22 protein-coding genes are annotated in these 22,469 nt (G+C 65.0%); 17 read left to right on the forward strand and 5 right to left on the reverse strand.

The annotated features are described in order from the left end of the window. Positions 1-30: 30 nt before the first annotated feature. Positions 31-654 (forward strand): DedA family protein, encoded by a 624-nt coding sequence (locus ABEA18_RS18395; RefSeq protein WP_345451516.1) that lies wholly within the window; start codon positions 31-33, stop codon positions 652-654. 19 nt (positions 655-673) lie between these two features. On the opposite strand, the gene ABEA18_RS18400 is transcribed toward ABEA18_RS18395, so the two are convergent. Beyond that, complete coding sequence (locus ABEA18_RS18400; protein WP_059388561.1) at positions 674-979, reverse strand: hypothetical protein; 306 nt, start codon at positions 977-979, stop codon at positions 674-676. A gap of 175 nt (positions 980-1,154) precedes the next feature. Next, a complete protein-coding gene (gene nicT / locus ABEA18_RS18405) occupies positions 1,155-2,264 on the reverse strand; it encodes a Nickel transporter NicT (protein ID WP_345451518.1) in 1,110 nt (369 codons plus the stop codon). 137 nt (positions 2,265-2,401) lie between these two features. On the opposite strand from nicT, the gene ABEA18_RS18410 reads away from it, so the two are divergent. Genes ABEA18_RS18410 through ABEA18_RS18455 form a run of 11 tightly spaced genes read left to right on the forward strand, consistent with a single transcriptional unit; the run spans position 2,402 to position 11,260 of the window. Beyond that, positions 2,402-2,731, forward strand: a complete 330-nt coding sequence (locus ABEA18_RS18410; protein ID WP_345451520.1) for a hydrogenase maturation nickel metallochaperone HypA/HybF — start codon at positions 2,402-2,404, stop codon at positions 2,729-2,731. 3 nt (positions 2,732-2,734) lie between these two features. Further along, positions 2,735-3,571 (forward strand): hydrogenase nickel incorporation protein HypB, encoded by an 837-nt coding sequence (gene hypB / locus ABEA18_RS18415; protein WP_345451522.1) that lies wholly within the window; start codon positions 2,735-2,737, stop codon positions 3,569-3,571. 30 nt (positions 3,572-3,601) lie between these two features. Beyond that, the gene (locus ABEA18_RS18420; protein WP_345451524.1) at positions 3,602-4,660 is read left to right on the forward strand and encodes an NADH-quinone oxidoreductase subunit B family protein; all 1,059 of its coding nucleotides are present in this window, start codon (positions 3,602-3,604) and stop codon (positions 4,658-4,660) included. A gap of 47 nt (positions 4,661-4,707) precedes the next feature. Continuing rightward, on the forward strand, positions 4,708-6,483 hold the full coding sequence (locus ABEA18_RS18425; protein ID WP_345451526.1) for a nickel-dependent hydrogenase large subunit: 1,776 nt from the start codon (positions 4,708-4,710) through the stop codon (positions 6,481-6,483). Positions 6,484-6,490: 7 nt separating this feature from the next. Further along, positions 6,491-7,438, forward strand: coding sequence for a NifU family protein (locus ABEA18_RS18430; RefSeq protein WP_345451528.1), 948 nt, complete (start codon positions 6,491-6,493; stop codon positions 7,436-7,438). Position 7,439: 1 nt separating this feature from the next. Then, positions 7,440-8,138 (forward strand): DUF5947 family protein, encoded by a 699-nt coding sequence (locus ABEA18_RS18435; protein ID WP_345451530.1) that lies wholly within the window; start codon positions 7,440-7,442, stop codon positions 8,136-8,138. Further along, positions 8,135-8,788, forward strand: coding sequence for a DUF6084 family protein (locus tag ABEA18_RS18440; protein WP_345451532.1), 654 nt, complete (start codon positions 8,135-8,137; stop codon positions 8,786-8,788). Before ABEA18_RS18435 ends, ABEA18_RS18440 begins: the two co-directional genes overlap by 4 nt. After that, entirely contained in the window at positions 8,785-10,266 is a 1,482-nt protein-coding gene (locus ABEA18_RS18445; RefSeq protein ID WP_345451534.1) for a hypothetical protein, read from the forward strand. Before ABEA18_RS18440 ends, ABEA18_RS18445 begins: the two co-directional genes overlap by 4 nt. Then, positions 10,266-10,385, forward strand: coding sequence for a DUF6893 family small protein (locus ABEA18_RS24710; RefSeq protein ID WP_028265800.1), 120 nt, complete (start codon positions 10,266-10,268; stop codon positions 10,383-10,385). The genes ABEA18_RS18445 and ABEA18_RS24710 overlap by 1 nt, the downstream gene beginning before the upstream one ends. Then, on the forward strand, positions 10,382-10,957 hold the full coding sequence (locus ABEA18_RS18450) for a hydrogenase maturation protease (RefSeq protein ID WP_345451536.1): 576 nt from the start codon (positions 10,382-10,384) through the stop codon (positions 10,955-10,957). Before ABEA18_RS24710 ends, ABEA18_RS18450 begins: the two co-directional genes overlap by 4 nt. A 12-nt stretch (positions 10,958-10,969) precedes the next feature. Then, positions 10,970-11,260, forward strand: coding sequence for a HypC/HybG/HupF family hydrogenase formation chaperone (locus ABEA18_RS18455; RefSeq protein ID WP_345451538.1), 291 nt, complete (start codon positions 10,970-10,972; stop codon positions 11,258-11,260). A gap of 16 nt (positions 11,261-11,276) precedes the next feature. On the opposite strand, the gene ABEA18_RS18460 is transcribed toward ABEA18_RS18455, so the two are convergent. Next, the gene (locus ABEA18_RS18460) at positions 11,277-12,050 is read right to left on the reverse strand and encodes a DUF6390 family protein (protein ID WP_345451540.1); all 774 of its coding nucleotides are present in this window, start codon (positions 12,048-12,050) and stop codon (positions 11,277-11,279) included. 3 nt (positions 12,051-12,053) lie between these two features. Here ABEA18_RS18460 and ABEA18_RS18465 point away from each other — a divergent pair, with 3 nt between their 5' ends. From ABEA18_RS18465 to ABEA18_RS18475, 3 genes are read left to right on the forward strand one after another with little or no spacing between them, the layout of a single operon-like run. Next, on the forward strand, positions 12,054-13,343 hold the full coding sequence (locus ABEA18_RS18465; protein ID WP_345451542.1) for an ABC transporter substrate-binding protein: 1,290 nt from the start codon (positions 12,054-12,056) through the stop codon (positions 13,341-13,343). Beyond that, the gene (locus ABEA18_RS18470) at positions 13,336-14,493 is read left to right on the forward strand and encodes a FecCD family ABC transporter permease (protein WP_345451544.1); all 1,158 of its coding nucleotides are present in this window, start codon (positions 13,336-13,338) and stop codon (positions 14,491-14,493) included. Before ABEA18_RS18465 ends, ABEA18_RS18470 begins: the two co-directional genes overlap by 8 nt. Next, the gene (locus ABEA18_RS18475) at positions 14,486-15,262 is read left to right on the forward strand and encodes an ABC transporter ATP-binding protein (RefSeq protein ID WP_345451546.1); all 777 of its coding nucleotides are present in this window, start codon (positions 14,486-14,488) and stop codon (positions 15,260-15,262) included. Before ABEA18_RS18470 ends, ABEA18_RS18475 begins: the two co-directional genes overlap by 8 nt. Before the next feature lie 168 nt (positions 15,263-15,430). Here ABEA18_RS18475 and ppc read toward each other — a convergent pair whose 3' ends face one another. Further along, positions 15,431-18,229 carry a phosphoenolpyruvate carboxylase gene (gene ppc, locus ABEA18_RS18480; RefSeq protein WP_345451548.1) on the reverse strand — a complete coding sequence of 933 codons (2,799 nt, stop codon included), beginning with the start codon at positions 18,227-18,229 and terminating at the stop codon, positions 15,431-15,433. 298 nt (positions 18,230-18,527) lie between these two features. On the opposite strand from ppc, the gene ABEA18_RS18485 reads away from it, so the two are divergent. Together ABEA18_RS18485 and ABEA18_RS18490 are read left to right on the forward strand one after the other, a co-directional pair. Next, entirely contained in the window at positions 18,528-19,364 is an 837-nt protein-coding gene (locus tag ABEA18_RS18485; protein WP_345451550.1) for a DUF1684 domain-containing protein, read from the forward strand. A 120-nt stretch (positions 19,365-19,484) separates the two neighbouring features. Further along, a complete protein-coding gene (locus ABEA18_RS18490) occupies positions 19,485-21,557 on the forward strand; it encodes a DUF6807 family protein (protein WP_345451552.1) in 2,073 nt (690 codons plus the stop codon). A 63-nt stretch (positions 21,558-21,620) separates the two neighbouring features. Here the strand turns inward: ABEA18_RS18490 and ABEA18_RS18495 are convergent, their stop codons facing one another. After that, positions 21,621-22,460 (reverse strand): sugar phosphate isomerase/epimerase family protein, encoded by an 840-nt coding sequence (locus tag ABEA18_RS18495; protein WP_345451623.1) that lies wholly within the window; start codon positions 22,458-22,460, stop codon positions 21,621-21,623. Positions 22,461-22,469 lie beyond the last annotated feature (9 nt).

The raw sequence follows: 22,469 nt of genomic DNA on the forward strand, positions 1-22,469 counted from the left end.
GGATGCACCAAAGTGGGGTAATTTGTGCCCATGGACATCACCACCGCCGATGGCTGGGGAGCCGCGATCTATGTCTGGATCATCCCCATGGTGGTGGGCGATGCGATCTTCCCGCCCATCCCGTCCGAGATGCTGGTAATCACCGGTGGCGCGCTGGCCGCTGAGGGCCGGGTCAATCTGTGGCTCGTGGGTTTGATGGCCGCCGTCGCCTCTTGGCTGGGCGACATGATCGTTTTCCAACTCTTCAAGCGCCGTCTGGGACACATCCTGGACCGTTGGGCGTGGGGCCGCAAAGTCCACCAGGGCATCCACCGGGCCATCGCAAGGGCCGGGCGATCCTCCACCTACGGCGCGATCATCGGAGCCCGGTTCATCCCTGGCGGGCGGCTTGCTGCGTCGGCCGCTTCCGGGATCGCAGAGGTTTCCTCCCGCGGCTTCAGTCTCTGCGCTGGCTTGGGCGGGCTGTTGTGGGCCACGTGGCAGACGGGGCTGGGTTACTTTACCGGCTCGACGACGAAGCTTCCGTTCTGGGCGAGCTCACTGATCGGCGTCGGCGTGGGGCTGCTGATCGGCGTCGTGGTGGGCGTGATCGTCACGCGCCGCCGGGGCGACCGCTCGCCGGTGGACGAGCCGGGCGAGCCGCCGCACTTTTAGGCGCGTCCCGACGTCGGCCTCAAACCGGCGACCATTTCCCCCGCTTGCGGCGCAGAACGTAAAGGTTCCCAGTGAGCGCTACGCGTTCGACGGCGTCGCGCATCATGGCTGCCGACGCGCGGGCCTCGCTGTTCTCGCCTGGATAGTCGCGTGGCTCCACGAGGAAGCGGAGGCTGATTTGGGCAACGCCACCAACAATGTCGAGCTGATTGGATTCGACATGGTGCCGCGTTTCCAAGGCCTCAAGCGCAGCGGCCATCACCGACTCCGGCGGATTGCCTGGCTTGAGCCCGGTGATCTTCAATTTGGTCTGGAACGACGGCATCCCTCAACCCTAAACGCTCGCCCACATATGGCGCTCGCGCCGGAAAGGTGAGCGAGGGTTTCCAAAAAGACCCATATAGGTGAGCGAGCGTCGGGGGTGGGAAACGCTCGCTCAGATGTGGGCCTTCTCTCGGAGACGCTCGCTCAGATATGGCGCTTCCGCCGCAAACGCTCGCTCACCTGTGCGCCTTCCCCGACCAACGCTCTTCGATGTGGGCCCACTTCCAGATACCCAACGCGAAAATCCACGTCACGATGAACAGCCCCACAATCAGGTATCCGACGGCGTTGAGGTCCAGCCTGCCGATCGCGGCCAGCGGGCCGGTGCTGATCCCGGTTCTCTGGACGAGGATCGAAAACAGCTCGACGGAGCCGATGCCCAGCGCCACTGCGACCGACAATCCCGTGATCACGATGTTGTAGTAAGCCCGGCGGACAGGCCTGGACAACGCCCACCCGTAAGCGAAGTTCATGAACACACCGTCAATGGAGTCGAGCAAGCTCATCCCAGCGGCAAACAACACAGGCAACGTCAGGATCGCGTACCAGGGCAGCGTGGAAGCCGCAGCGCCGCCCGCAAGGATCAGCAGGCTGACTTCCGTGGTGGTATCGAATCCGAGGCCGAACAGCAGTCCCACGCCGTAGACCTGCCACGGCCGGCTGATCAGGCGCGTGACCCGGCGGTACACCCTGTTCAACAATCCGCCCCTGGCGGACAGCGCCTCATCCAGCTCGACGGCGGTGTACTCGCCGTGGCGCATGCGTCGCACAGTCTTGACGATGCCGATGAGCACTCCGAGGTTCACAATGCCGATGACATAAAGGAAGATCCCGGAGACGGTTGTGCCGAACAACCCGAAGAACGAATGAAGTTCCGTGCCGGCCGTACTCGTGTTGTCCGCGAGGTTCCGGATGCCCGCGGCGAGCAAGGCGCACATGCCGAACACAATGCTGGAGTGGCCCAGGGAAAACCAGAACCCCACCGACATCCGGCGCCGGCCATCGTTGCAGAGTTTCCGGGTGATGTTGTCGATCGCGGCGATGTGATCGGCGTCGAAGGCGTGCCGGAGGCCGAGGGTGTACGCGGCTACGCCGAGGCCCACGCCGAAAGCTCCCGCGGGCACACCGTTGACACTTGCCGTCACCGCCGCGAGCGTGCCCCAGCCCGCGGCATGCAGCAACGCGATAAACACGGTCATGCCGGCGATCGACACCCGCTCCGGTCGGCTGAGGCCGCCGCGGAAGCCGTTCATTCTGGCTGGTCGCGTAGCCACCGTTTGCTTCATGGTTCGAGCCTCGGGTCCCACATGCGATGCAGAGCGATTGAATGGCCTGCCTATTTAGCGGAAGTATACGCCGGAGTCAAGTTGGGTGGTTGCGCTTTGTCCGGAGCAAGCCTATCTTGGCAACAAGGAGTGCCAGCATGCACGAACTCTCAATCACGCAGAGCCTTGTTGATGCCGTTCTGGAACGTACCGGAGAACGGACGGTCACCGGCGTGAATCTTCGAATTGGACCTCTTTCCGGTGTGCTGCCCGACGCCATGCGTTTTTGCTTCGACATAGTTTCTGCCGGTACCTCGCTCGCCGGAGCACAACTGAAGATCGATGAACCACAAGGACTGGCTCGATGCAGGAGCTGCGGCACGGAATTCGAACTAGCGGACCTGATCCTGCTCTGTCCATGCGGAAGCGCCGACGTCGAAGTTCTCAGCGGCCGCGAACTCATGGTGATGTCTGTGGAGGTGGCTTGAGGGATGTGTACAACATGCGGATGCGGCGACGAGACGAACACGAGGGTCTCCACCCTTGATGGGACTCAACCCATCGTGGAGCACCAGCACCCGCATGATCATGAGCAACCCCATGACCACGAACACACCCACGACCACCCCCACACCCACCAGCCCGTAACCATCACCCTGGAGCAAAACCTGCTCGCCAAGAACGACCTGCTCGCGGCAAGGAACCGCGGCTGGCTGGCGGGCCGCGGAATCCGGGCCCTGAACGTGATGAGTTCCCCCGGCGCAGGCAAGACCACCCTCTTGGTCCGGACGCTCACGGACCTCGGCGGGCAACTGCAAGCCGGTGTCATCGAAGGGGACCAGGAAACGTCCCTGGACGCGGACCGGATCCGGGCGATCGGCCGCCCGGTCATCCAGATCAACACAGGGGCCGGCTGCCATCTCGACGCCGACATGCTCCAGCGCGGCCTCGACGCCCTGGATCCACAGCCGGGCTCCACTGTATTCGTGGAGAACGTCGGCAACTTGGTGTGCCCCGCACTCTTTGACCTCGGCGAAACCGCCAAGGTCGTGGTCATTTCAGTGACGGAAGGTGATGATAAACCGCAGAAATACCCGCACATGTTCATGGCAGCTGATCTGGTGATCGTCAACAAAGCGGACCTGCTCCCCTATGTTGATTTCGACGTCGACGATTGCCTGCGGCAGATCCGGCAGATCAATCCGCACGCCGAATTCCTGGTCCTCTCCGCCACCACCGGTGACGGCCTCGCCGCTTGGTATGACTGGCTAGACGGCTCCACATCCCGGTCAGATTCCTTGACTGAATCTCTATCAGACGCACATTGAGCCCGATCCGGGCCGCTGAAAGAGGCAACGATGCCTACCGAAACTTCCCTCAAGGCCGAAGAAACCCTTATCCACGTGCTGTGGATCAACGCCGGACTCAGTTGCGACGGCGATTCGGTCGCCTTGACGGCGGCCACTCAACCAAGCGTCGAGGAGATCGCGCTTGGCGCGCTCCCCGGTCTGCCGCGTATCGCCATGCATTGGCCCCTGATCGACTTCGAATGTGGCCCCCAGGAGGGAGCCGACGACTTCCTGGAATGGTTCAGGAAGGCCGACCGCGGTGAATTGGAACCATTTGTCCTGGTAGTTGAGGGGTCCATCCCCAACGAAAAACTGCACGACGACGGCGGCTACTGGTGCGGGTTTGGAAACGACGTCAATACCGGCCAACCGATAACGACGAGCGAGTGGTTGGACCGCCTCGCCCCGAAGGCCACCGCGATCATTGCCGCAGGAACATGCGCGACGTACGGCGGCATCCATGCCATGGCGGGAAACCCGACGGGCGCCATGGGAGTCCCTGACTACCTGGGCTACAACTGGAAGTCCAAGGCCGGCATCCCGATCGTTTGTGTCCCGGGCTGCCCCATCCAGCCGGACAACCTCTCCGAAACCATGACCTACTTGCTGTACCAAGCCACGGGGCAAGCTCCGATGATTCCGTTGGACGACGCGCTGCGGCCCACCTGGCTGTTCGGCAAGACGGTCCACGAAGGCTGCGACCGCGCCGGGTACTACGAACAAGGAGACTTCGCCACCGAGTACGGCTCCCCCAAGTGCATCGTCAAGTTGGGGTGCTGGGGTCCGGTGGTCAAGTGCAACGTGCCCAAGCGCGGCTGGATGAACGGAATCGGCGGCTGCCCGAACGTCGGCGGCATCTGCATCGGCTGCACCATGCCGGGCTTCCCGGACAAGTTCATGCCGTTCATGGACGAGCCTCCCGGAGGCAAGCTGTCCACCACCTCGATCAAGCCCTATGGATCCGCGATCAGGGCACTGCGGAACATCACCACCCACACCCTGGACCAGGAGCCCAAGTGGCGCAGGCCCGGACGCGAACTCCTCACTGGCGCGAAGCGCACTTGGTAACCACCCCTCTTCCAGACAGGCGAAGCACAATGACCTCCACTCTTCCCATGAATTCCGGAAGCGAAACGGGCAACAACAACCTGGTGGAGATGAACTGGGACCCCATCACCAGGATCGTCGGCAGCCTCGGGATCTACACCAAGATCGATTTCGCGAACAACCAGGTTGTGGAATGCAAGAGCACATCCTCGATCTTCCGGGGCTACTCCATCTTCATGAAGGGCAAGGACCCCCGGGACGCCCACTTCATCACCAGCCGCATCTGCGGGATCTGCGGCGACAACCACGCCACATGTTCCTGTTATGCGCAAAACATGGCCTACGGCGTGAAACCACCGAACCTGGGTGAGTGGATCGTGAACCTCGGCGAGGCGGCCGAGTACATGTTCGACCACAACATCTTCCAGGAGAACCTGGTCGGCGTGGACTACTGCGAAAAGATGGTATCCGAAACCAACCCCGGCGTCCTGGCCAAGGCCGAGAACACCCGCGCACCGCACGAAGCCGAACACGGCTACCGCACCATCGCGGACATCATGCGCTCCCTGAATCCGTTCACCGGCGAGTTCTATCGCGAAGCGCTCCAGGTCAGCCGCGCCACGCGCGAGATGTTCTGCCTCATGGAAGGCCGCCACGTCCACCCCTCAACGCTCTACCCGGGCGGCGTGGGAACGGTCGCCACGATCCAGCTGATGACGGACTACATCACGCGGCTCATGCGCTACGTCGAGTTCATGAAGAAGGTCGTCCCCATGCACGACGACCTGTTTGACTTCTTCTACGAAGCGCTCCCCGGCTACGAACAGGTCGGCCTGCGCCGCACCCTCCTTGGTTGCTGGGGTTCCCTCCAGGATCCGGACTATTGCAACTTCGAGTACAAGGACATGACGCAGTGGGGCCGGAAGATGTTCGTCACCCCCGGAGTCGTTGTGGACGGGAAACTGGTCACCACTGACCTTGTGCGGATCAACCTGGGCATCCGAATCATGCTTGGCTCCTCGTATTACGAGGACTGGGAAGACCAGGAAATGTTCGTCACGCACGATCCCCTGGGCAACCCCGTGGACCGCCGGCACCCGTGGAACCAGCACACCAACCCGAGGCCGCAAAAGCGGGACCTTTCGGAGAAGTACAGCTGGGTCATGTCTCCGCGCTGGTTCGACGGCCAGGACAACCTGGCACTCGACACGGGCGGCGGACCGCTGGCCCGCCTCTGGGCAACGGCGCTGGCCGGGCTGGTTGACATCGGCTACATCAAATCCACCGGAAAGAGCGTGCAGATCAACTTGCCGAAGACCGCGTTGAAGGGCCCTGTGTCCTTCGAATGGAACATCCCGCAGTGGAGCAACACCATCGAGCGCAACCGCGCCCGCACGTATTTCCAGGCTTATGCCGCCGCTGCCGCCCTGCACTTCGCGGAGAAGGCCTTGGAAGAGATCCGCGCAGGCCGGACCAAGACGTGGGAAACCTTCACGGTCCCGGACGAAGCCATCAGCTGCGGCTTCACCGAAGCGGTGCGGGGTGTCCTGTCCCACCACATGGTGATCCGGGACGGCAAGATCGCCAACTACCACCCGTATCCCCCGACACCCTGGAACGCGAGCCCCACGGACTCCTCCGGAACCGCAGGCCCGTACGAGGACGCCGTCCAAGGACAGCCGATCTTCGAGGAGAACGACCGGGAACACTTCAAAGGCATCGACATCATGCGCACGGTCCGCAGCTTCGACCCGTGCCTTCCGTGCGGTGTCCATATGTATTTGGGCAACGGCCAGACCTTGGACAAGCTGCACTCCCCCACCCAAACACTGACTGGAGAGTAAGAACGCCATGCACGGCGGGGACCGGGCGCAGCAGGCGGGCGACAGAATCAGCACACTCCTCGATGCCCTTGGCGCCGGCGGAGCAGTTGCCCGCGGACGCGCCGAGGACCTCGTGCGCGAGGTGACAGATCTCTACGGCGCCGGACTCGAGCGGATCCTGGAAATCCTCGACGACCAGGGAAAGCTCGACGACGGCACTCTCGGCGCGCTGGCAGCGGACGAACTCGTCGCCGGCCTCCTGATCATCCACGGTTTGCACCCGCAAAACTTGGAAGAACGGGTGGCCGCCGCGCTCGACAGCGTCCGGCCGTACCTCGGTTCGCATGGCGGCGACGTGGAGTTGCTGGACATCAGCTCCGAGGGCGTGGTGCGGCTGAAGCTGCTCGGCACCTGCCAGGGCTGCCCGTCGTCGTCGGTCACGCTCAAGTACGCCGTCGAGGAGGCGATCGAAACCGCAGCACCGGAAGTGACCTCGATCGAAGTGGTAGAAGAGGAAAAGCACGCCGCCACACCGGCGCTCATCCCCGTGGAGGCGCTGTTGGTGCGCGTCGCCGATCACGGGCCTGCCGCCGTCGGGCACGGAGCACACCACGAGCTTTCCGGCTCGTGGGAGCCGGTGCCCGAAATCGCGGGCCTTGAGCCCGGCGAGGTTGCCGGCTTCCTGGTGGGCGATTACGCGGTCCTGGCCTGCCGGACGGGCCAGGATGTCTACGCCTACAGGGACTATTGCCCACGGTGCATGGGCCCCATGAAAGGGGCGGCCCTTCAGCGCGCGCTCGCGGCACCCACCGGCGGAGGCCTGTTGCGTTGCCCCACGTGCCGCGGCCACTACGACGTGCGTCGCGCGGGCGCCTGCCTTGAAGACAAGTCCCTGCACCTGGATCCCCTGCCGCTATTGGTCCGCGACGGCGTGATGTCAGTGGCTGTCCCGGCGACCTCCGGGCATGGGGGCTGACATGGCCGGCACGAGCGCGAATGGCTTGCCGGTTGCCCTGCTGCGAAAAATCTCCTCCGTGAGGCCGGCTCCGGTGGTCGGCGAGCGCTGCGAGATGTGCGGGGAGCCTATCCCCGACGAGCATCAGCACGTGGTGGACATCGAGAGCCATGCCATGATGTGCACCTGCCGCCCCTGTTATCTCCTCTTCACCGACAGCACCGCCCACTTGCGCTACCGTTCCGTCCCGGACAGGTACCTCTCCTTCCCCGACTTCGAATTGGGTCCGGGTCAATGGGATGAGCTGGAGATCCCCGTAGGGTTGGCGTTCTTTTTCCGGAGTTCCAAGCTTGACCGGACAGTCGCCTTCTATCCCGGTCCCGCGGGCGCCACGGAATCCGAGCTTCCCCTCAACGCCTGGGACGCGGTACTGGCCCGCAATCCCGCGCTTTCCGCGGCGGCTCCAGACACCGAGGCACTCCTTATCCGCGGCCCCGGCCCCGATCGTCCGCGGGCCGACTGCCATCTGGTCCCCGTGGACGCGTGCTACGAACTGGTCGGGCACCTGCGGCGCGTCTGGCGGGGGTTCGACGGCGGACAAGAGGCCCGCGAGCAACTCGCCGGTTTCTTCGAGCGGGTCGGCTCGCGCAGCAAGCCCCTCCGCGAGGACAACCGCGGGCGCGACGGCAACCGCGTGTCCGTGCCGGGAGGCCCGCAATGACGGACCTCGCCTTCACCGTGCTGGACCTCCAGCCCGAGCCCTACGCCGCCGCCCCGCAATTGACGGCCCGGCTGCGGGTGACGGAATCCACGGGGGCCGAGGTGCATGCCATCGCCCTGCGCTGCCAAGTGCGCATCCTCCCCCAGCGCCGTGGCTACACACCGGAGGAGGAACCGGGGCTGCTCGATCTGTTCGGCGAGCGCGGCCGGTGGCCCACCACGCTGAAGTCTTTCCTGTGGCTGCAGTGCAGCACCCTGGTGCAGGGATTCACGGGTACCGCGGACGTCGACCTCGCACTTCCGTGCACGTTTGACTTCGACGTCGCGGCCTCAAAGTACCTCCACGCCCTGCGCGACGGCGAGATCCCGCTCGAGTTCCTGTTCTCCGGCACCGTGTTCACGAAGGGCCTGACGGGATTCGGCGTGGAACAGGTGCCGTGGGACCTTGAGGCGTCCTACCGATTGCCGGTCGCCGCATGGCGCCAGTTGATGAACTTGTATTTCCCCAACACGGGGTGGATCCGCCTGGACCGGGAGGTGCTGGCGGCCCTGTCGCACTACAAATCGGTGCGGGGCCTGACCTCGTGGGACGCCACGGTGGAGTCCTTGCTCTCCGGCAACGCGGCGGTGGCGGGAGAACCTCTGACATGAACATGAGCCTGAGCCTTGCACGCGCCGTCGCGGACGCGGTCCTCTACGAGGGCTACCTTCTGTATCCCTACCGCGCATCCTCGCAGAAGAACCAGTCGCGCTGGCAGTTCGGGATCCTCGGGCCTCCCGGGGCCGCGCTGGCCGGGACGGGCGAAGAACCGGACATGTTCGCTGACTGCCTCCTCAGACCCGGTCAGCACGCCGCAGTGGAGGTCCACCTCCGCTTCCTGCAGCTTCAGACCCGTACGGCGGAAAAAGCGGACGACGGCGGAGGGTTCCGTCCCGTGGACGAGCTCACCATCGGGTCCAAGCGTTGGCTGAGCTGGGACGAGGCGATCGAGCACGAAGTCGCTCTTGGGCCGTTTTCCGTGGCCGGTCTAATCGGCGAGCCCTTGGTTCTGCCGGTCGAGATCGAGGGTGGCATCGACCTCGTGGATTTGGACGCTTCCGGGGTGGAAGGCGCGGCGCCGCTCGCAGGTCGCCTGGTGCGCCGCCGTCGTGCGCTCCACGGCGAAGTCCGGCTGGCGGCCACCGAGGTCGGGAACGGATTCTTGCGGTTGCGGGTGACCGCGGTCAACACCGCTGGCGCGCTGCCGGAGCCCATAGGCAAACAGGACGCCATAGCCGTCTCGTTTATCGGAACCCACCTGCTGCTGAGCGCCCATGATTCCGATTTCGTTTCGCTGCTCGATCCCCCTGACGAGGCACTCCAGGCTGCAAGGTCGTGCTCACAACACCGGGGCTGGCCCGTGCTCGCTGGTCCGGATGGGCAGCGCGATGTACTGCTGGTCTCGCCGATCATTCTTTATGACCACCCAGCGGTGGCCCCTGAAAGTTCGGTCGCCTTGTACGACTCCACAGAGATCGATGAAATCCTGACCCTCCGGGTGCTGACCCTCACGGAAGAAGAAAAGGCCGAGGCCCGGGCCACCGACCCGCGCGCGGCGGCGATCATCGACCGCTGTGAAGCGATGTCCCCGGAAGAACTGCAGCAGCTCCACGGAATCCTGCGCAATCCACATTCCCTGGCCGAACCGTCGCTCGCGGAACCCTCCTCTGGCGAGCCGCTCTTCGATTGGCCGGAGGCCAGGACCCTGGAAAGCTCCGTTGCTCCCGATGCCGCCGAGGACCTCGCGTGGTGGGAGCCCGAGGCTGAGGCAAGAGTCCAGCCGGAAGCGGACGCCGTCATGATCAAGGGTGTTCCGGTGGCGCGGGGTAGCCGGGTGCGGGTCAACCCCCGGAGGCGGGCCGATGCGCAGGACCTGTTTTTCGCCGGCCAAACCGGCAGGGTCACGAGCGTACATTTCGACGTCGACGGCAGCACCCACGTGGGTTTGGTGCTCGAGCAGGATCCCGCCGCGGACCTCCATGAAGGCTATGGCAGGTCCTTCTACTACGCGCCCGATGAGCTTGAACCGCTTGGACCGCTGCCGTCCGGCAGCTATCCCGAAACGCAGGAGGGAAAGGAAGGCCCGTGATGAGGGTTATTGGAATGGCCACCGTCTGGCTGCTGGCCGCTGTGGGTCTTGGCGCGGTCTATGTGGGACTTCGTTCGATCCCTGATATCCAGCGCTACATGAAGGTGCGCCGGATGTGAACCAAGTGCCCCCTGAAGCGTTGGCCGCGCCTGCGCCGCAGGCGGCAGCCCGGGTCCTGGTAGCGGGCGTGGGCAATATTTTCCTGCGCGACGACGGGTTCGGCCCCGAGGTGGCACGGCGGCTGGCGTCCGAGTCCAGGCTGTTGACGTCCGATGTACGAGTGGTGGACTACGGCATTCGCGGAATGCATTTGGCCTACGACTTGCTCGACCATGTGGACGTCCTGGTCCTGGTTGACGCGGTGCCGTCTGAGCCTGCGCCGTCCTTGGAAGACCCGGGGCAGTCGGGTTCCGCGGCTGGAAGTATCCGCGTGATGAGAATCCGTGCTGAAGATCTTGACGGCCGCGCGGCGTTGGACCCGCATGGCATGAACCCCGCGGCCGTGCTCGGGCGGCTTCGCACGCTTGGCGGCGAATTGCCCACCACCTACGTCGTGGGCTGCGTGCCCGCAGATGTGAGCGAGGGGATTGGATTGTCGGACCCCGTGTCGGCGGCCGTGCCAGAGGCCGTTTCCGCCGTCGTATCCCTCCTCGCACGTCACGCGCCCGTCAATCCATCCGTCGCTGCTTGAGGAGTACCCACCATGTGCCTCGGAATACCTGGCCAGGTCATCGAGCTTCTTGAAGGCTACGGCAACCAGCTCGCCCTTGTGGATGTCGCTGGCGTGCAACGGAAGATCAACATCGGGCTCTTGGACGAGGGCCCGCTGGAACCGGGGACTTGGGTCCTCATCCACATGGGATTTGCCTTGGAGCGCGTGGATGCCGCGGGCGCGGAACGTGCCCTCAGCGGCCTGGAACTGATGGGCCAGCCGCGGGAGCCTCAAGCGGAAGCCAGCACGGCGGAAGCCAGACGGGCCGCCGTCGAGGGCTGAACGTTAAATTCTGCATCTAGTGTTCGAGGGCGATCGCCGCGCCGCGGTGTTCAACGCCGGTGTTGGCGATCTTGAGATGGCGTGCCGTGAAGTGTTTCAGCTGCTGGAGCTGGTGCGGCGCGAGCCGGTCGCACACCCAGTCCCAGTGCAGCGAGACGGTGTCGCCGACGCTTAGTCCGGCGATAAACCCGCTTCCATTGACGGCGAACTTGGCCGACTCCACCACGGGTTCACCAACGCCCAGCGCCAAACCGTCCCATACGAGCGGCCTCGAACTGACCACGGCTTCGTCGCCGGTGATGGCCAGGACCTCGCCCCAGCGGATCCGGCACCGGTCAAGCACGTTCAAAGCGGTTGCGTAGCGTCGCTCGTCGCGGAGCAGGCCAAGCCACGGATAGATCTCGAAGACGTGGAAGCTGTGGTGCGGCACTCCGCCTGCCAGGACGCCTTCAACCAAGTGCGGGAACTGCAGGCCAGTGCGGGCCCGGAACCGGTCTTCCATCGAGTTGCCGATGTTCGTGATGCCGACGGAATCCAACAGGCTGTTGCCCACCCAATAAGCCTCCACAACGCGTGCATCAAGTGGATCAGCTATCCCGGTGGAACCCGCGATCAACTCAAGGTACGGCCACGCTCCCGCGAAGCCCTTGGCGAGCTGCCGCAGTCCTTGATCAGTGACGCCTGATTGGCCATAGTGAAGCAGCGCGTCGCTGTCCGGGGGCCCGCAACTGCCCCGGGCATTCGGCGGATAAGCGTAGCGGACGAACAACTGCGCACCATCGACGATCATCGCGTGGCCACCTTCTACAAGGGTCCCTTGAAAGTAGCACCGGGGCAGACCCGGAACAAGGGATTCGCGGTCCTTCGCGGCCCCAAAATCGTTGACACCCAAACCCTACGAGCGGATGCTGTGAAGACCGACGCACAGAGGGGTCAGACCATGGGAACCTCCGAGCTAGACCGCCGCACAGCCCTCCAGATCCTCATGGCTGGCGGCTCCGCCACGGTCCTCGCCGGATGCAGCAGCCCAGCCGGCTCCGCGTCGCCGTCGTCGGCTTCTGCAGTGTTGTCCGCATCGAGCATCAGCGTCACCGACCAGCGCGGCAAGACTGCGATCTTTGCCCGTCCCGTGACGCGGGTGGTCACGATCCCGATGCCGGCGGCATCGCTGCTGGTCGCCGTCGACCAAAGCTCGGATCACTTGGCCGCGATGCACAACGTTTCGTGGGTGGCCATGCGCGACGGCGTCATGGGAACCATGTTTCCGCGCGCCCTGGACATCCCGCACGATATCGCCGCGCAGGACTTCACTCCGAACGTGGAGAGCGTGCGCGCCCTGAATCCCGATGTCGTGATCCAGTGGTCGGATGCGCAACTCGTCGAGCCGCTTGAGAAAGCCGGCCTCACTGTCATTGGACTGAAGAACACAGGCACCCAGCAGGATGTGGACGCCTGGATCGCGATGTTCGCCGCAATGCTGGGAAAACCCGAGCGTGCCGTGCAGATCAAGGCCCGGAGCGATCAAGAACTGGCCGACATCAAGTCTCAGGCAGCCGCACGGACCAGCAAAGGGCCTAGCGTACTGTATTTCAACAGGTTCATGGGCGGCCTCAAAGTCGCGGGTGCCAACAGCTACAACGACTTCTACATCAAGCTCATCGGGGCCACCAACCCTGCTACCGGAAAGGACCCGCTGCCTGGCTCCGGGATGATCGGCCTGGACGTGGAACAGGTGCTCAAGTGGGACCCTGAGGTCATTCTGCTGGGCAATTTCGACAATGCGATGCCCAAAGACATCTACTCCGACCCCGTATGGCAGAACGTTTCCGCCGTGCGCTCGCGCAGGGTCTACAAAGTGCCGCTTGGCGGGTACCGCTGGGATCCCCCCGGGCAGGAATCGCCGCTCATGTGGCATTGGCTCGCCGATATCGCCTTCCCCCAGGACAAATCTCCGCTCCGGAGCAAGGTCGGCGACTACTTCCGCTTCCTGTACAACCACGAGCCTACGGCGGACGAACTGAACAAAATCCTCTGGACTTCCAACAACAGCGTCTCCGCCAACTACCAGCAATTCAATGCTTGATGAAACCAGCCCTCCCCGCCTGCGTCACCACCCCAGGCAACGCGGCCTGAACCGCAGCGGCCCAGGCCTCGAGCGCCGTCGTACTCCTCCCGCGCGCGCAGGAACCGGGCTGGCACCGCGCGACCAGCGGCGCGAACCCGCCGTCGTCGTCCCCATCGGCCTGGCGGCCCTGTTCCTCGTCGCGGCAGCGCTGGTCGCGCTCGCGGTGGGCCGCTACAGCGTTCCGCTGGGACACGTCGTCGAGATTCTGGCCTCCCGTCTGGCCCCATTCCCCAACGATGCGAGCGGCACGGAGCAGAACGTCGTGTTGCTTGTCCGGATGCCCCGGATCCTCCTCGCCGCACTGGTGGGCGGCGGACTGGCGCTCGGCGGCGCAGCCCTGCAGGCCGTTTTCCGTAACCCGCTGGTCAGCCCGGAAATCATCGGCGTCTCGGCCGGAGCCTCGTTCGGTGGGGCGCTCGCGTTGCTCCTGGGCCTGGAGTCCGCGCTCCTGGTCACAGGCTCTTTCGCGTTCGGCCTGCTCGCCCTCGCGACCCTGTTCCTGATCACCTCGGGCCGTGGAGGTACGCCGATGCTGATGGTCGTGCTGGGCGGCGTGGTCACGGGATCGTTCTTCTCGGCCCTCGTCGCGTTGGTGACATATGTCGCGGATCCCAACACCACCCTGCCCGCCATCGTTTTCTGGCTGCTCGGCAGCGTGGCCACAGCGACCTACACCAAAGTGTTGGTGGCCGTGATCCCCATCCTGGCTGGCGCCGTCGTACTCCTCGCCCTGCGCTGGCGGATCAATGTGCTGTCATTGGGCGACGACGACGCCGCGGCCCTGGGCGTGCGGCCGCGGTCACTGCGTTGGGTGGTGCTGCTTGCGGTGGCCCTGATCGTGGCCGGAGCCGTCGCCGTCAGCGGCGCGGTGAGCTGGGTGGGCCTCGTGATTCCGCACCTTGCCCGCATGTGGGTGGGGCCCGACCACCGGGTGCTGCTTCCAGTCTCGTTCCTGCTCGGCGCCGCCTACATCGTCTTGGTGGATACCGTGGCCCGCACGGCGACCGCCGGAGAGATCCCCCTGGGCGTCCTCACTGCGCTGATCGGCGCACCCGTGTTCTTCCTGCTCCTTCGCCGCAACCGGGAGAGGATCTGGGAGAGTGCTTGAGCTGGACCAGGTGGGCTTTGGCTACAACCCGCGGAACTGGGTCTTTCGGGAGGTGAGCTTCACGGTGTCCCCGGGCACCGCCACCGCAGTTCTCGGACCGAACGGAAGCGGCAAGACCACCTTGGTCCGGTGTGCTGCCGGACTGCTGGCACCTGTGGAAGGTGTGGTTCTTCGGGAGCAGAGCGCGGGGTTCGTGCCCCAGGCACATGGCAGCGCCTTCGCCTACCGCGCCCTCGACATGGTGCTCATGGGGCGCGCGAAGCATGTCGGAGTCTTCCGCACGCCGGGCAATGCCGATCGCGCGGCAGCCTTCGAAGCAATGGAACGGGTGGGCACCGCCGAGCTGCAAGACAGGCTCTTCCCCACCCTGAGCGGCGGAGAGCAGCAGCTGGTCCTGATCGCCCGCGCCATCGCCGCGGGCTCACCCCTCCTGGTCCTCGACGAGCCGGTCACCGGGCTCGACCTGAAGAACCAGGTGAGGGTCTTGACGCTGCTGCGCGAACTCATGGCCGACGGCATGGCGTTGCTCCTGAGCACGCATCATCCGGATCACGCGATGCACCTTGCCAGCCAAGTGGTCCTCTTGGGCCGGACCGGCGCGCGCGCCGGTGGCGCCGCAGAGCTGCTGACCGACGTCGAGCTCTCGCGCCTCTATGGCGTTCCGGTCAGCACCCTGTCGTATTCCGACGACGGCGTGGCCCGCATGACGATCGTGGTGGATTACGGACCAGATGTGAGCGAGCGTTCCGCTGAACGCCCGCATAAGTGAGCGAGCGTCGGACACCCCGGACGCTCGCTCACAAACAAGCCCTCCCGGCCGGACGCCCGCTCACAAACAAGCCCTCCCGGCCCGACGCTCGCTCACATGATGTGAGCGAGCGTGCGCCAAAAGACCCACATAAGTGAGCGAGCGTCGGAAGGGACTGGAGGGAACTGGCTATCCGGTGTTGCGGAGGCCGGCGGCCACGCCGTTGACGGTGATGAGCATGGCCCGCTGGAGGCGTTCGTCGATCTCGGCACCGGAAATGGAAGCTTCACGGACGCGGCGCAACAACTCCACCTGCAGGTAACTGATGGGGTCGAGGTATTGGTCGCGGATTTCGAGGGAACGCTTGAGCGTCGGCTGGGCTTCCAAGAGCTCGGTTTCGCCGCTCAGGAGTTCCACCTCGGCAACCGTGAGATCGTACTCAGCGCGGATTGCCTTGAACAGGTGATGCAGCTCTTCCGGAACCAGCGAAGACACGTAGTGCCCGGCGATGTCCATGTCCGTCTTGGCCAGCGTCATCTCCACGTTGGAAATCACGGACTGGAAGAAGTGCCAGCGCTTCATCATCTCTGCAAGCTCGGCGGTGTTGCCTGCCTCGCGCGCGGCCTTCAAGCCTGAGCCCACGCCGAACCAGCCCGGAACGATCTGCCGCGACTGGGTCCAACCGAACACCCACGGGATAGCCCGAAGACCGCCCAGTCCGGCACCGGAATCAGGACGCTTGGACGGCCGCGAGCCGATGTTCAAGGATCCGAGCTGCTCCACAGGCGTCGAAGCCAGGAAATACGCGGGCAGGTCCGGATCGTCGATCAGAGAACGGTACTGGGCAAACGCGGCGTCGGAAATGATCTCCATGACGTGTCCGTAGCGCTCACGCTCGTCGTCGGAAGTGCGCGGGGTGCGGTGCAGCGCGGACCCCTGCATCACGGCGGCCAGGGAGAGCTCAAGGTTTTCGCGGGCGAGCTCCGGCAAGGAGTACTTGTCCGAGATGACTTCGCCCTGCTCGGTGAACTTGATGGCCCCTTCGAGCACTCCGTTGGGCTGGGCCATGATGGCGTCGTAGGTGGGCCCGCCACCACGGCCCACGGAACCACCGCGGCCATGGAACAGCCGGACGTTCACGCCGTGCTTGGCGGCGACGTCGCGCAGCTTGCGCTGGGTCTTGTGGATCTCCCACTGGCTGGTCATGACGCCGGATTCCTTGTTGGAGTCCGAGTAGCCCAGCATGATCTCCTGGACATCGCCACGCAGCCGCACCAGGGAACGGTAGGACGGATCGGAGAGCAGCAGGTCCACGATTTCGGCCGAAGCGCGCAGCTCCTCCACGGTCTCCAGAAGCGGAGCGAACCCGATCTTGGCGTACGGAGCGGCGCCGAACAGGTCGATCAGTCCGGCTTCGCGGGCCAGCACGGCGGCAGCCAGGACGTCGTCCGCACCGCGCGTCATGGAGATGATGTAGGTTTCGACGACGTCGGGCCCGTACGTCTGGAGCGCGTGGCGGATGCTGCGGAAGACGTCGTAGGTGCGGTCGCCGTCGCCGTCGAGCTTGATGGGGTGGCCGGACAGCGGTCGGCGCGAAGCCAGCTCCGCGCTCAGCCGTTCGAAGCGCTCGGCGCGGCTCAACTCGCCGTAAGGAGTTCCGACGCCGATCCGGTCCACCAGCTGCCCGACGGCGTCATGGTGGTAGTCGGCGTGTTCACGGATGTCGAGGGTCGCCAAGTGCAGCCCGAAGGAAGCGATCGCGCGGCGGACCCGCGCAAGGGCGCCGTCGGCCACGAGCACAGCCGAGTGCTTGCGCAGCGAGGCTTCCAACAACTCGAGCTCTGCCAGGAGTTCCGAGGTGGAGGCGTAGTCGCGCCCAGGTTCATGGTGGCTCGATGCAGACACGCGGCGGCCCGTGTTGATGAGCTTGGCTTTGATGCAGGTCAGTTTGAGGCGGTAGGGCTCTTGCGCGTTCAGTTCCAGGATGCGCTTGTCCAAACCGGGCAGGTTCTTGAGGTCGACGGCGATCGAGTCCAGGAGGTCCTCTTCCGCGTCCACCAGGGCGGTCGAGTTGGAGAGGACGGAAATCAGTTCGTCGATCATCGAGATGCTGATCCGCACGGCGTGCTGGTTCTGCAGCTGCAGGATCTCTCGCGTGACGGAAGCGGTGACGTTCGGGTTGCCGTCGCGGTCCCCGCCGATCCAGGAACCGAAGCGGATGGGGGCGTTGTGAGCCGGCAGGACGACGCCGTGCTCCCCCAGCAGCTCGGAAAGGTCCGTGAGCATTTCCGGCATGGCATCGGTCAGGATGCTGCTCAGGTAGTAGATGGCGTTGCGGGCCTCGTCCACGGGAGTGGGGCGGACTTGGCGCAGCTCGTCGGTCTGCCACATCTGGTCGATGATCTCGGCGAGCTGGCGGTCCTGTCGGCGACGCGCGGCCGTGCCCTCAGCAGTGGATTCGGCCAGGACGTCCGAGAGCTTGCGGATCTTGTCCAGTACAGAACGCCGCGAGGCCTCGGTGGGGTGCGCGGTGAAAATAGGACGAACGTCCAGCTCGTTGACGACGTCCTGCAGGGCCTGGGTTCCAGCTTCGTCGGCGATCTCGGCCACGGCTTTGGCCAACCAGCCGTCCTTTTCCTGGCGGGTGCGCAGTCCGCGGACGCGGTGCACTTGCTCGGCGGCGTTGGCGAGGTGGAAATAGAAGGCGAAGGCGCGGACCAGCTCAGTGGCTTCCTCAAGGGGCAAGGACGCAAGCAACTCGCGGACCTGGGCGACGACGTCGTGCGCGCTCCACGGACCCGTGGCGTCAGCGCCGCCGCGGGCGGCTTCCTTGGATTCCTTGGTGAGCAGGCGCACTTGCTCGACAAGCTGGAGCAACTCGGGGCCATGCTGGCGGACCAACGACTCTCCGAGAAGCGTGGAGACGCGACGGACATCGGCCCGCAATTCCGCGGCAAGGTCGGTGCTGAGATGTGCAGTGTCAACCATGAAAAATACCTTCTGGCGTTGGGTGTGGCCCGTACACTGCGCTGGATACTGTGAGCCGGATTACTAATATTCCTAGGGAATCTTACCCGCAGCTCTTATAGGGGTGGCAATCCGTCTCAAATGTTGTCGCAGGTTCCGCCTGCGCGCCCTGGCCGCCTCGGGCCGCCCAACTGACTAGCAGTTGTTGTCGTTATGAGCCGTCAAAACGACATCTACTGCTAGTTAGTTGGGTTCCGGGAATGGTGGCGACGGGTGCATGGTTAAGCCAACGAACACCGCCCTACCCGCTGGAGGAACCATGAGCGCAACAGCCCCCGCAAGCAACGCCCAGCTGGAACGCTGGCAGCGTTTCCGCAACGGCCGCAACGCCGCCCTCGCAGCGGACCACGGCTGGCTGACCCTCACCTCCTTCCAGTGGCTCGAATCCGAACCCGCCGCCGTCGAGCTCGTCCCGGGGCTCTGGTCTACGGACGGCACGACGGCGACACTCACCGCTAGCGCGGCGGACGGACTCACGCTCGTGGAAACGGGAGCTCCGGTGGACGGCACGATTTCGGCTACCCTCCAGGACGAGGAATCGCTCATGTGGGTGCAGTTCGGCGGCGCGGATGGCACGGAGGTGGCGGTCGAACTGGCCATGCGCGCGGACAAGTACGCCATACGCACGAGGGACAACTCCTCGCCGGTACTGACGGAGTTCGACGCCGTTCCCACCTATGACTACAACCCGGACTGGGTGCTTGGAGGCCGTTTCGAGGCCTACCCGGAGCCGGTGGATGTACCCATCGGAACAGCCAACCCGTTGGTGGACGGGGTGCACCGATCGGTGGGTGAGGTCGTTTTCCGGGCGCCTGGCCTTCCCCACGAGATCCGCCTGCACGCCGAGGCCGAGAAACTCGGAGCACTCACCGTCACTTTCCACGACGAAACGAACGGCAACACCACGGACGAATGGCGCAAGCTGGCCGTCTCGCGGCCCCGGCCTGACGGTTCCGTAGTGCTCGACTTCAACCGCGCCATCAACTACCCCAGCGCCTTCACCCCTTATGGCACATGCCCCATGCCCGTGGCGGGAAATTCGATCGACGTGGCCGTCGAGGCCGGGGAGAAACTGCCGGCCGGCCGGATCGTCTAAACCAAGGGCGTTACATCTCCCTTAAGGCACGGTACACTCTTCTTGGAAAGCGCTTACCAAGCGCTCCTGGAACGACACCGACGTCAGCAACCCCACCCCCGGGGATAGATGAGGAGAGCCATGGGCACCCTGTCCACGCCCGTCCCGGCAGAACGCAAACAGCCCAGCCATGAAGCAAGCCGAGTGGCCCTCGTGGGGGTCCACGGCTTCGGCGCGCACCACCTGCAGAACCTCGAAAGGCTCCAGGCCAACGGCGTCGTGCGCCTTGTTGCCGTAGCGGATCCGAATCCGCCTGCCCGCGGCGCCCTCCCGCCCGGAACTGCAGTCTTCGGCACCTTGGACGAGCTTCTGGCGGGAACCCCCGCACTGGACCTGGTCATTGTGGCCACCCCCATCCAGACACACGCGCAGCTCGCCCTCTCAACGCTCCCCCACGCCGACCTGTACCTCGAGAAGCCTCCGGTCGCTTCCCTCGCCGACTTCAATCGTTTGCAGGAAGCCGCCACCGCAGCCGGCAGGAGCGTCCAGGTCGGCTTCCAAAGCCTCGGATCCCGGGCCCTCCAGGCCATCGAGGAACTGCTTGCGGCGGGAGAGATCGGCACGCTCCTGGGCATCACAGCTACGGGACGTTGGGTGCGTGACCGCGCCTATTACAAGCGCTCCCGATGGGCGGGCAAACGCAGCCTGGACGGTATCGACGTCGTGGACGGCGTGGCAACCAACCCGCTGGCGCACGCCATCGCCACCGCCCTGAGGATCGCCGGGGCGAAAACCGTGGACGATCTCGCTTCCGTGGAAACGGACCTGTACCGCGCCAATGACATCGAATCGGACGACACCTCCGTGATCCGGATCCGCACAGCCGCGGGCCTGCCGATCACATGCGCGCTCACTCTTTGCGCCGCCGAATCCGTGGAACCGTATATCACCCTGCAGGGTAGCGAGGGCACGGCGATGTTCTATTACACCGAAGACCGCCTCACGGTCAGCTCTGCCGCCGGAGCGCGCGAAACCGTATACAACCGGGTGGACCTCACCGAGGACCTGCTGGAGCATCGTCGCTCGACGCCGGTTACGGGAACGATCGGCTCCGCAACCGGCGCGCCGCTGATCAGCCCGCTCGCGGACAGCGGCGCCTTCATGCAGGTCCTGGAGGCCATCCGCACCGCAGAATCTCCCGCAATGATCCCGGAGCAGTACGTGACTTGGGAAGGCGAGGGTGAGGCCGCCCGAGCGGTGATCGTCGGTATCGAAGATGCGCTGGAACGCGCGACGGCGGCGCACGCCACCTTCAGCGAACTTGGCTTGCCTTGGGCGCGACCAGCCGTCGACGCCGAGCGGCCGGTTTTGAGTCTGCCTGGCGGCGGCGAGCAGGGCCGCGCTGCTGTGTTGGCAACCCTGCAGAGCGGCGCCGGCCTCGCCGCGCGGCTCTCCCCGCGGCCCTATCTGCACCCGGTCCGAACCCTCGCCGGAGTCACCGTTACCGACCATCTGCCAGCGGACCACTCCTGGCACCTCGGCGCGGGATTCGCATTGCAGGATGTGAACGGAACCAATTTCTGGGGCGGCAAGACGTACGTCCGTGCGTCCGGCCGTTACGAAGAACGGCAGGACCACGGGCGCATCATCGAGGTGTCCGCCACGTCCGGCCCAGGCCTTCTGGGGCAGGAATTGAGCTGGCAGGCACCGGACGGCACAGAACTTCTCCGCGAACGCCGCACCACCCGCTCCGGGCAGCTTGACCACCGCACGTGGCAACTGGAGCTAAGAACGGAACTGACCGCCGTCGTCGACTCCTCACTTGGCAGTCCCGGCTCGAACGGCGCCCTCGGAAGCGGCTACGGCGGCTTCTTCTGGCGTTTGCCCGCCCCCGCCGGGGCAGAAGTCTTCACAGCGGAAAGTCGCGGTGAACCCGAAGTCCACGGCTCGGCGTCGCCATGGCTGGCCTGGGCAGCAGACTTCCCTGAAGGTCCCGCCACACTGGTGTTCGCCGCCCCGGCCGAGGCGCAGGATCCTTGGTTCGTCCGGATGGCGGATTACCCAGCAGTGGGCTCGGCCCTGGCCTGGGAGCGGCCAGTGGAGCTCACCGCAGGCGAATCTCTCGTCCGTACCTTCACGGTCTGGATCGTCGACGGCAGGCTGTCTCCGGCCGAGGTTGCCGAGCTGATGGCCGGAGGTTTCGCCGCAGGATAGGCACGCAGAAAGGCGGGGGCTCAGTTCATTTCAAACTGAGTCCCCGCCTTTTGCGTTGGGTGTCTAGGCGTACGGCAGCAGGAGTTCCGCGTAGCGCTGCTTCATGGTTTCCAGGACCGAATCGCCGTCGGCGTCCCAGATTTCCTGGTTGAAGATCTCCACTTCGATGTCGCCGGTGTAGCCGGCGTCGCGCACCCAGGCGCCGATCGTCGGGAAGTCGATCACGCCGTCGCCCATCATGCCGCGGGAGAGCAGGGCGTCGGCGGCGATCGGAAGGTTGAAATCGCACACCTGGTAGGACGCGATCCGGCTTTCCCGGCCGGCCCGCTGGATCTGCTGCTTCAGTTCCGGATCCCACCACACGTGGAAGGTGTCGACGGCGATGCCGACGGCTTTTGCTTCGTAGGGTGCGGCAAGGTCGAGTGCCTGGCCGAGCGTCGAGATGAGGGCCCGGTCCGCGGCGTACATCGGGTGCAGCGGTTCGAGCACCAGCCGGACCCCGTGTTCGACGGCGAAGGGCACCAGGTCCTCAAGGCGGTCGGCCACGCGCTGGCGGGCCGCGACGACGTCCTTCTCTCCCGGGGCGAGTCCGCCGACCACCAGGAACAGCTCCTGCGTATCCAGCGCGACGGCTTCGAGGACGGCTGCACGGTTATCCGCCAAAGCGGCTGCCTGCCCTTCGGCGTCGGCCGCTGTGAGGAAGCCGCCGCGGCAGAGGGACGAGACACGAAGTCCGGCGTCCTTGATCAGCTTGGCGGCCTTCTCCAGGCCGGTGTCGGCAACGATGTCCCGCCACGGTCCGATCGCCGGAATTCCGGCCCGGACGCAACCGTCCACGGCTTCGGCGAGGGTCCATTTCTTGGTGGTGGCAGTGTTCAAGGAAAGCCGTGAAAAGTCCGACAATCGTGAAAT

It is taken from the genome of Arthrobacter gyeryongensis, from assembly GCF_039543785.1.
GTDB classification, from domain to species: Bacteria; Actinomycetota; Actinomycetes; order Actinomycetales; family Micrococcaceae; genus Arthrobacter; species Arthrobacter gyeryongensis.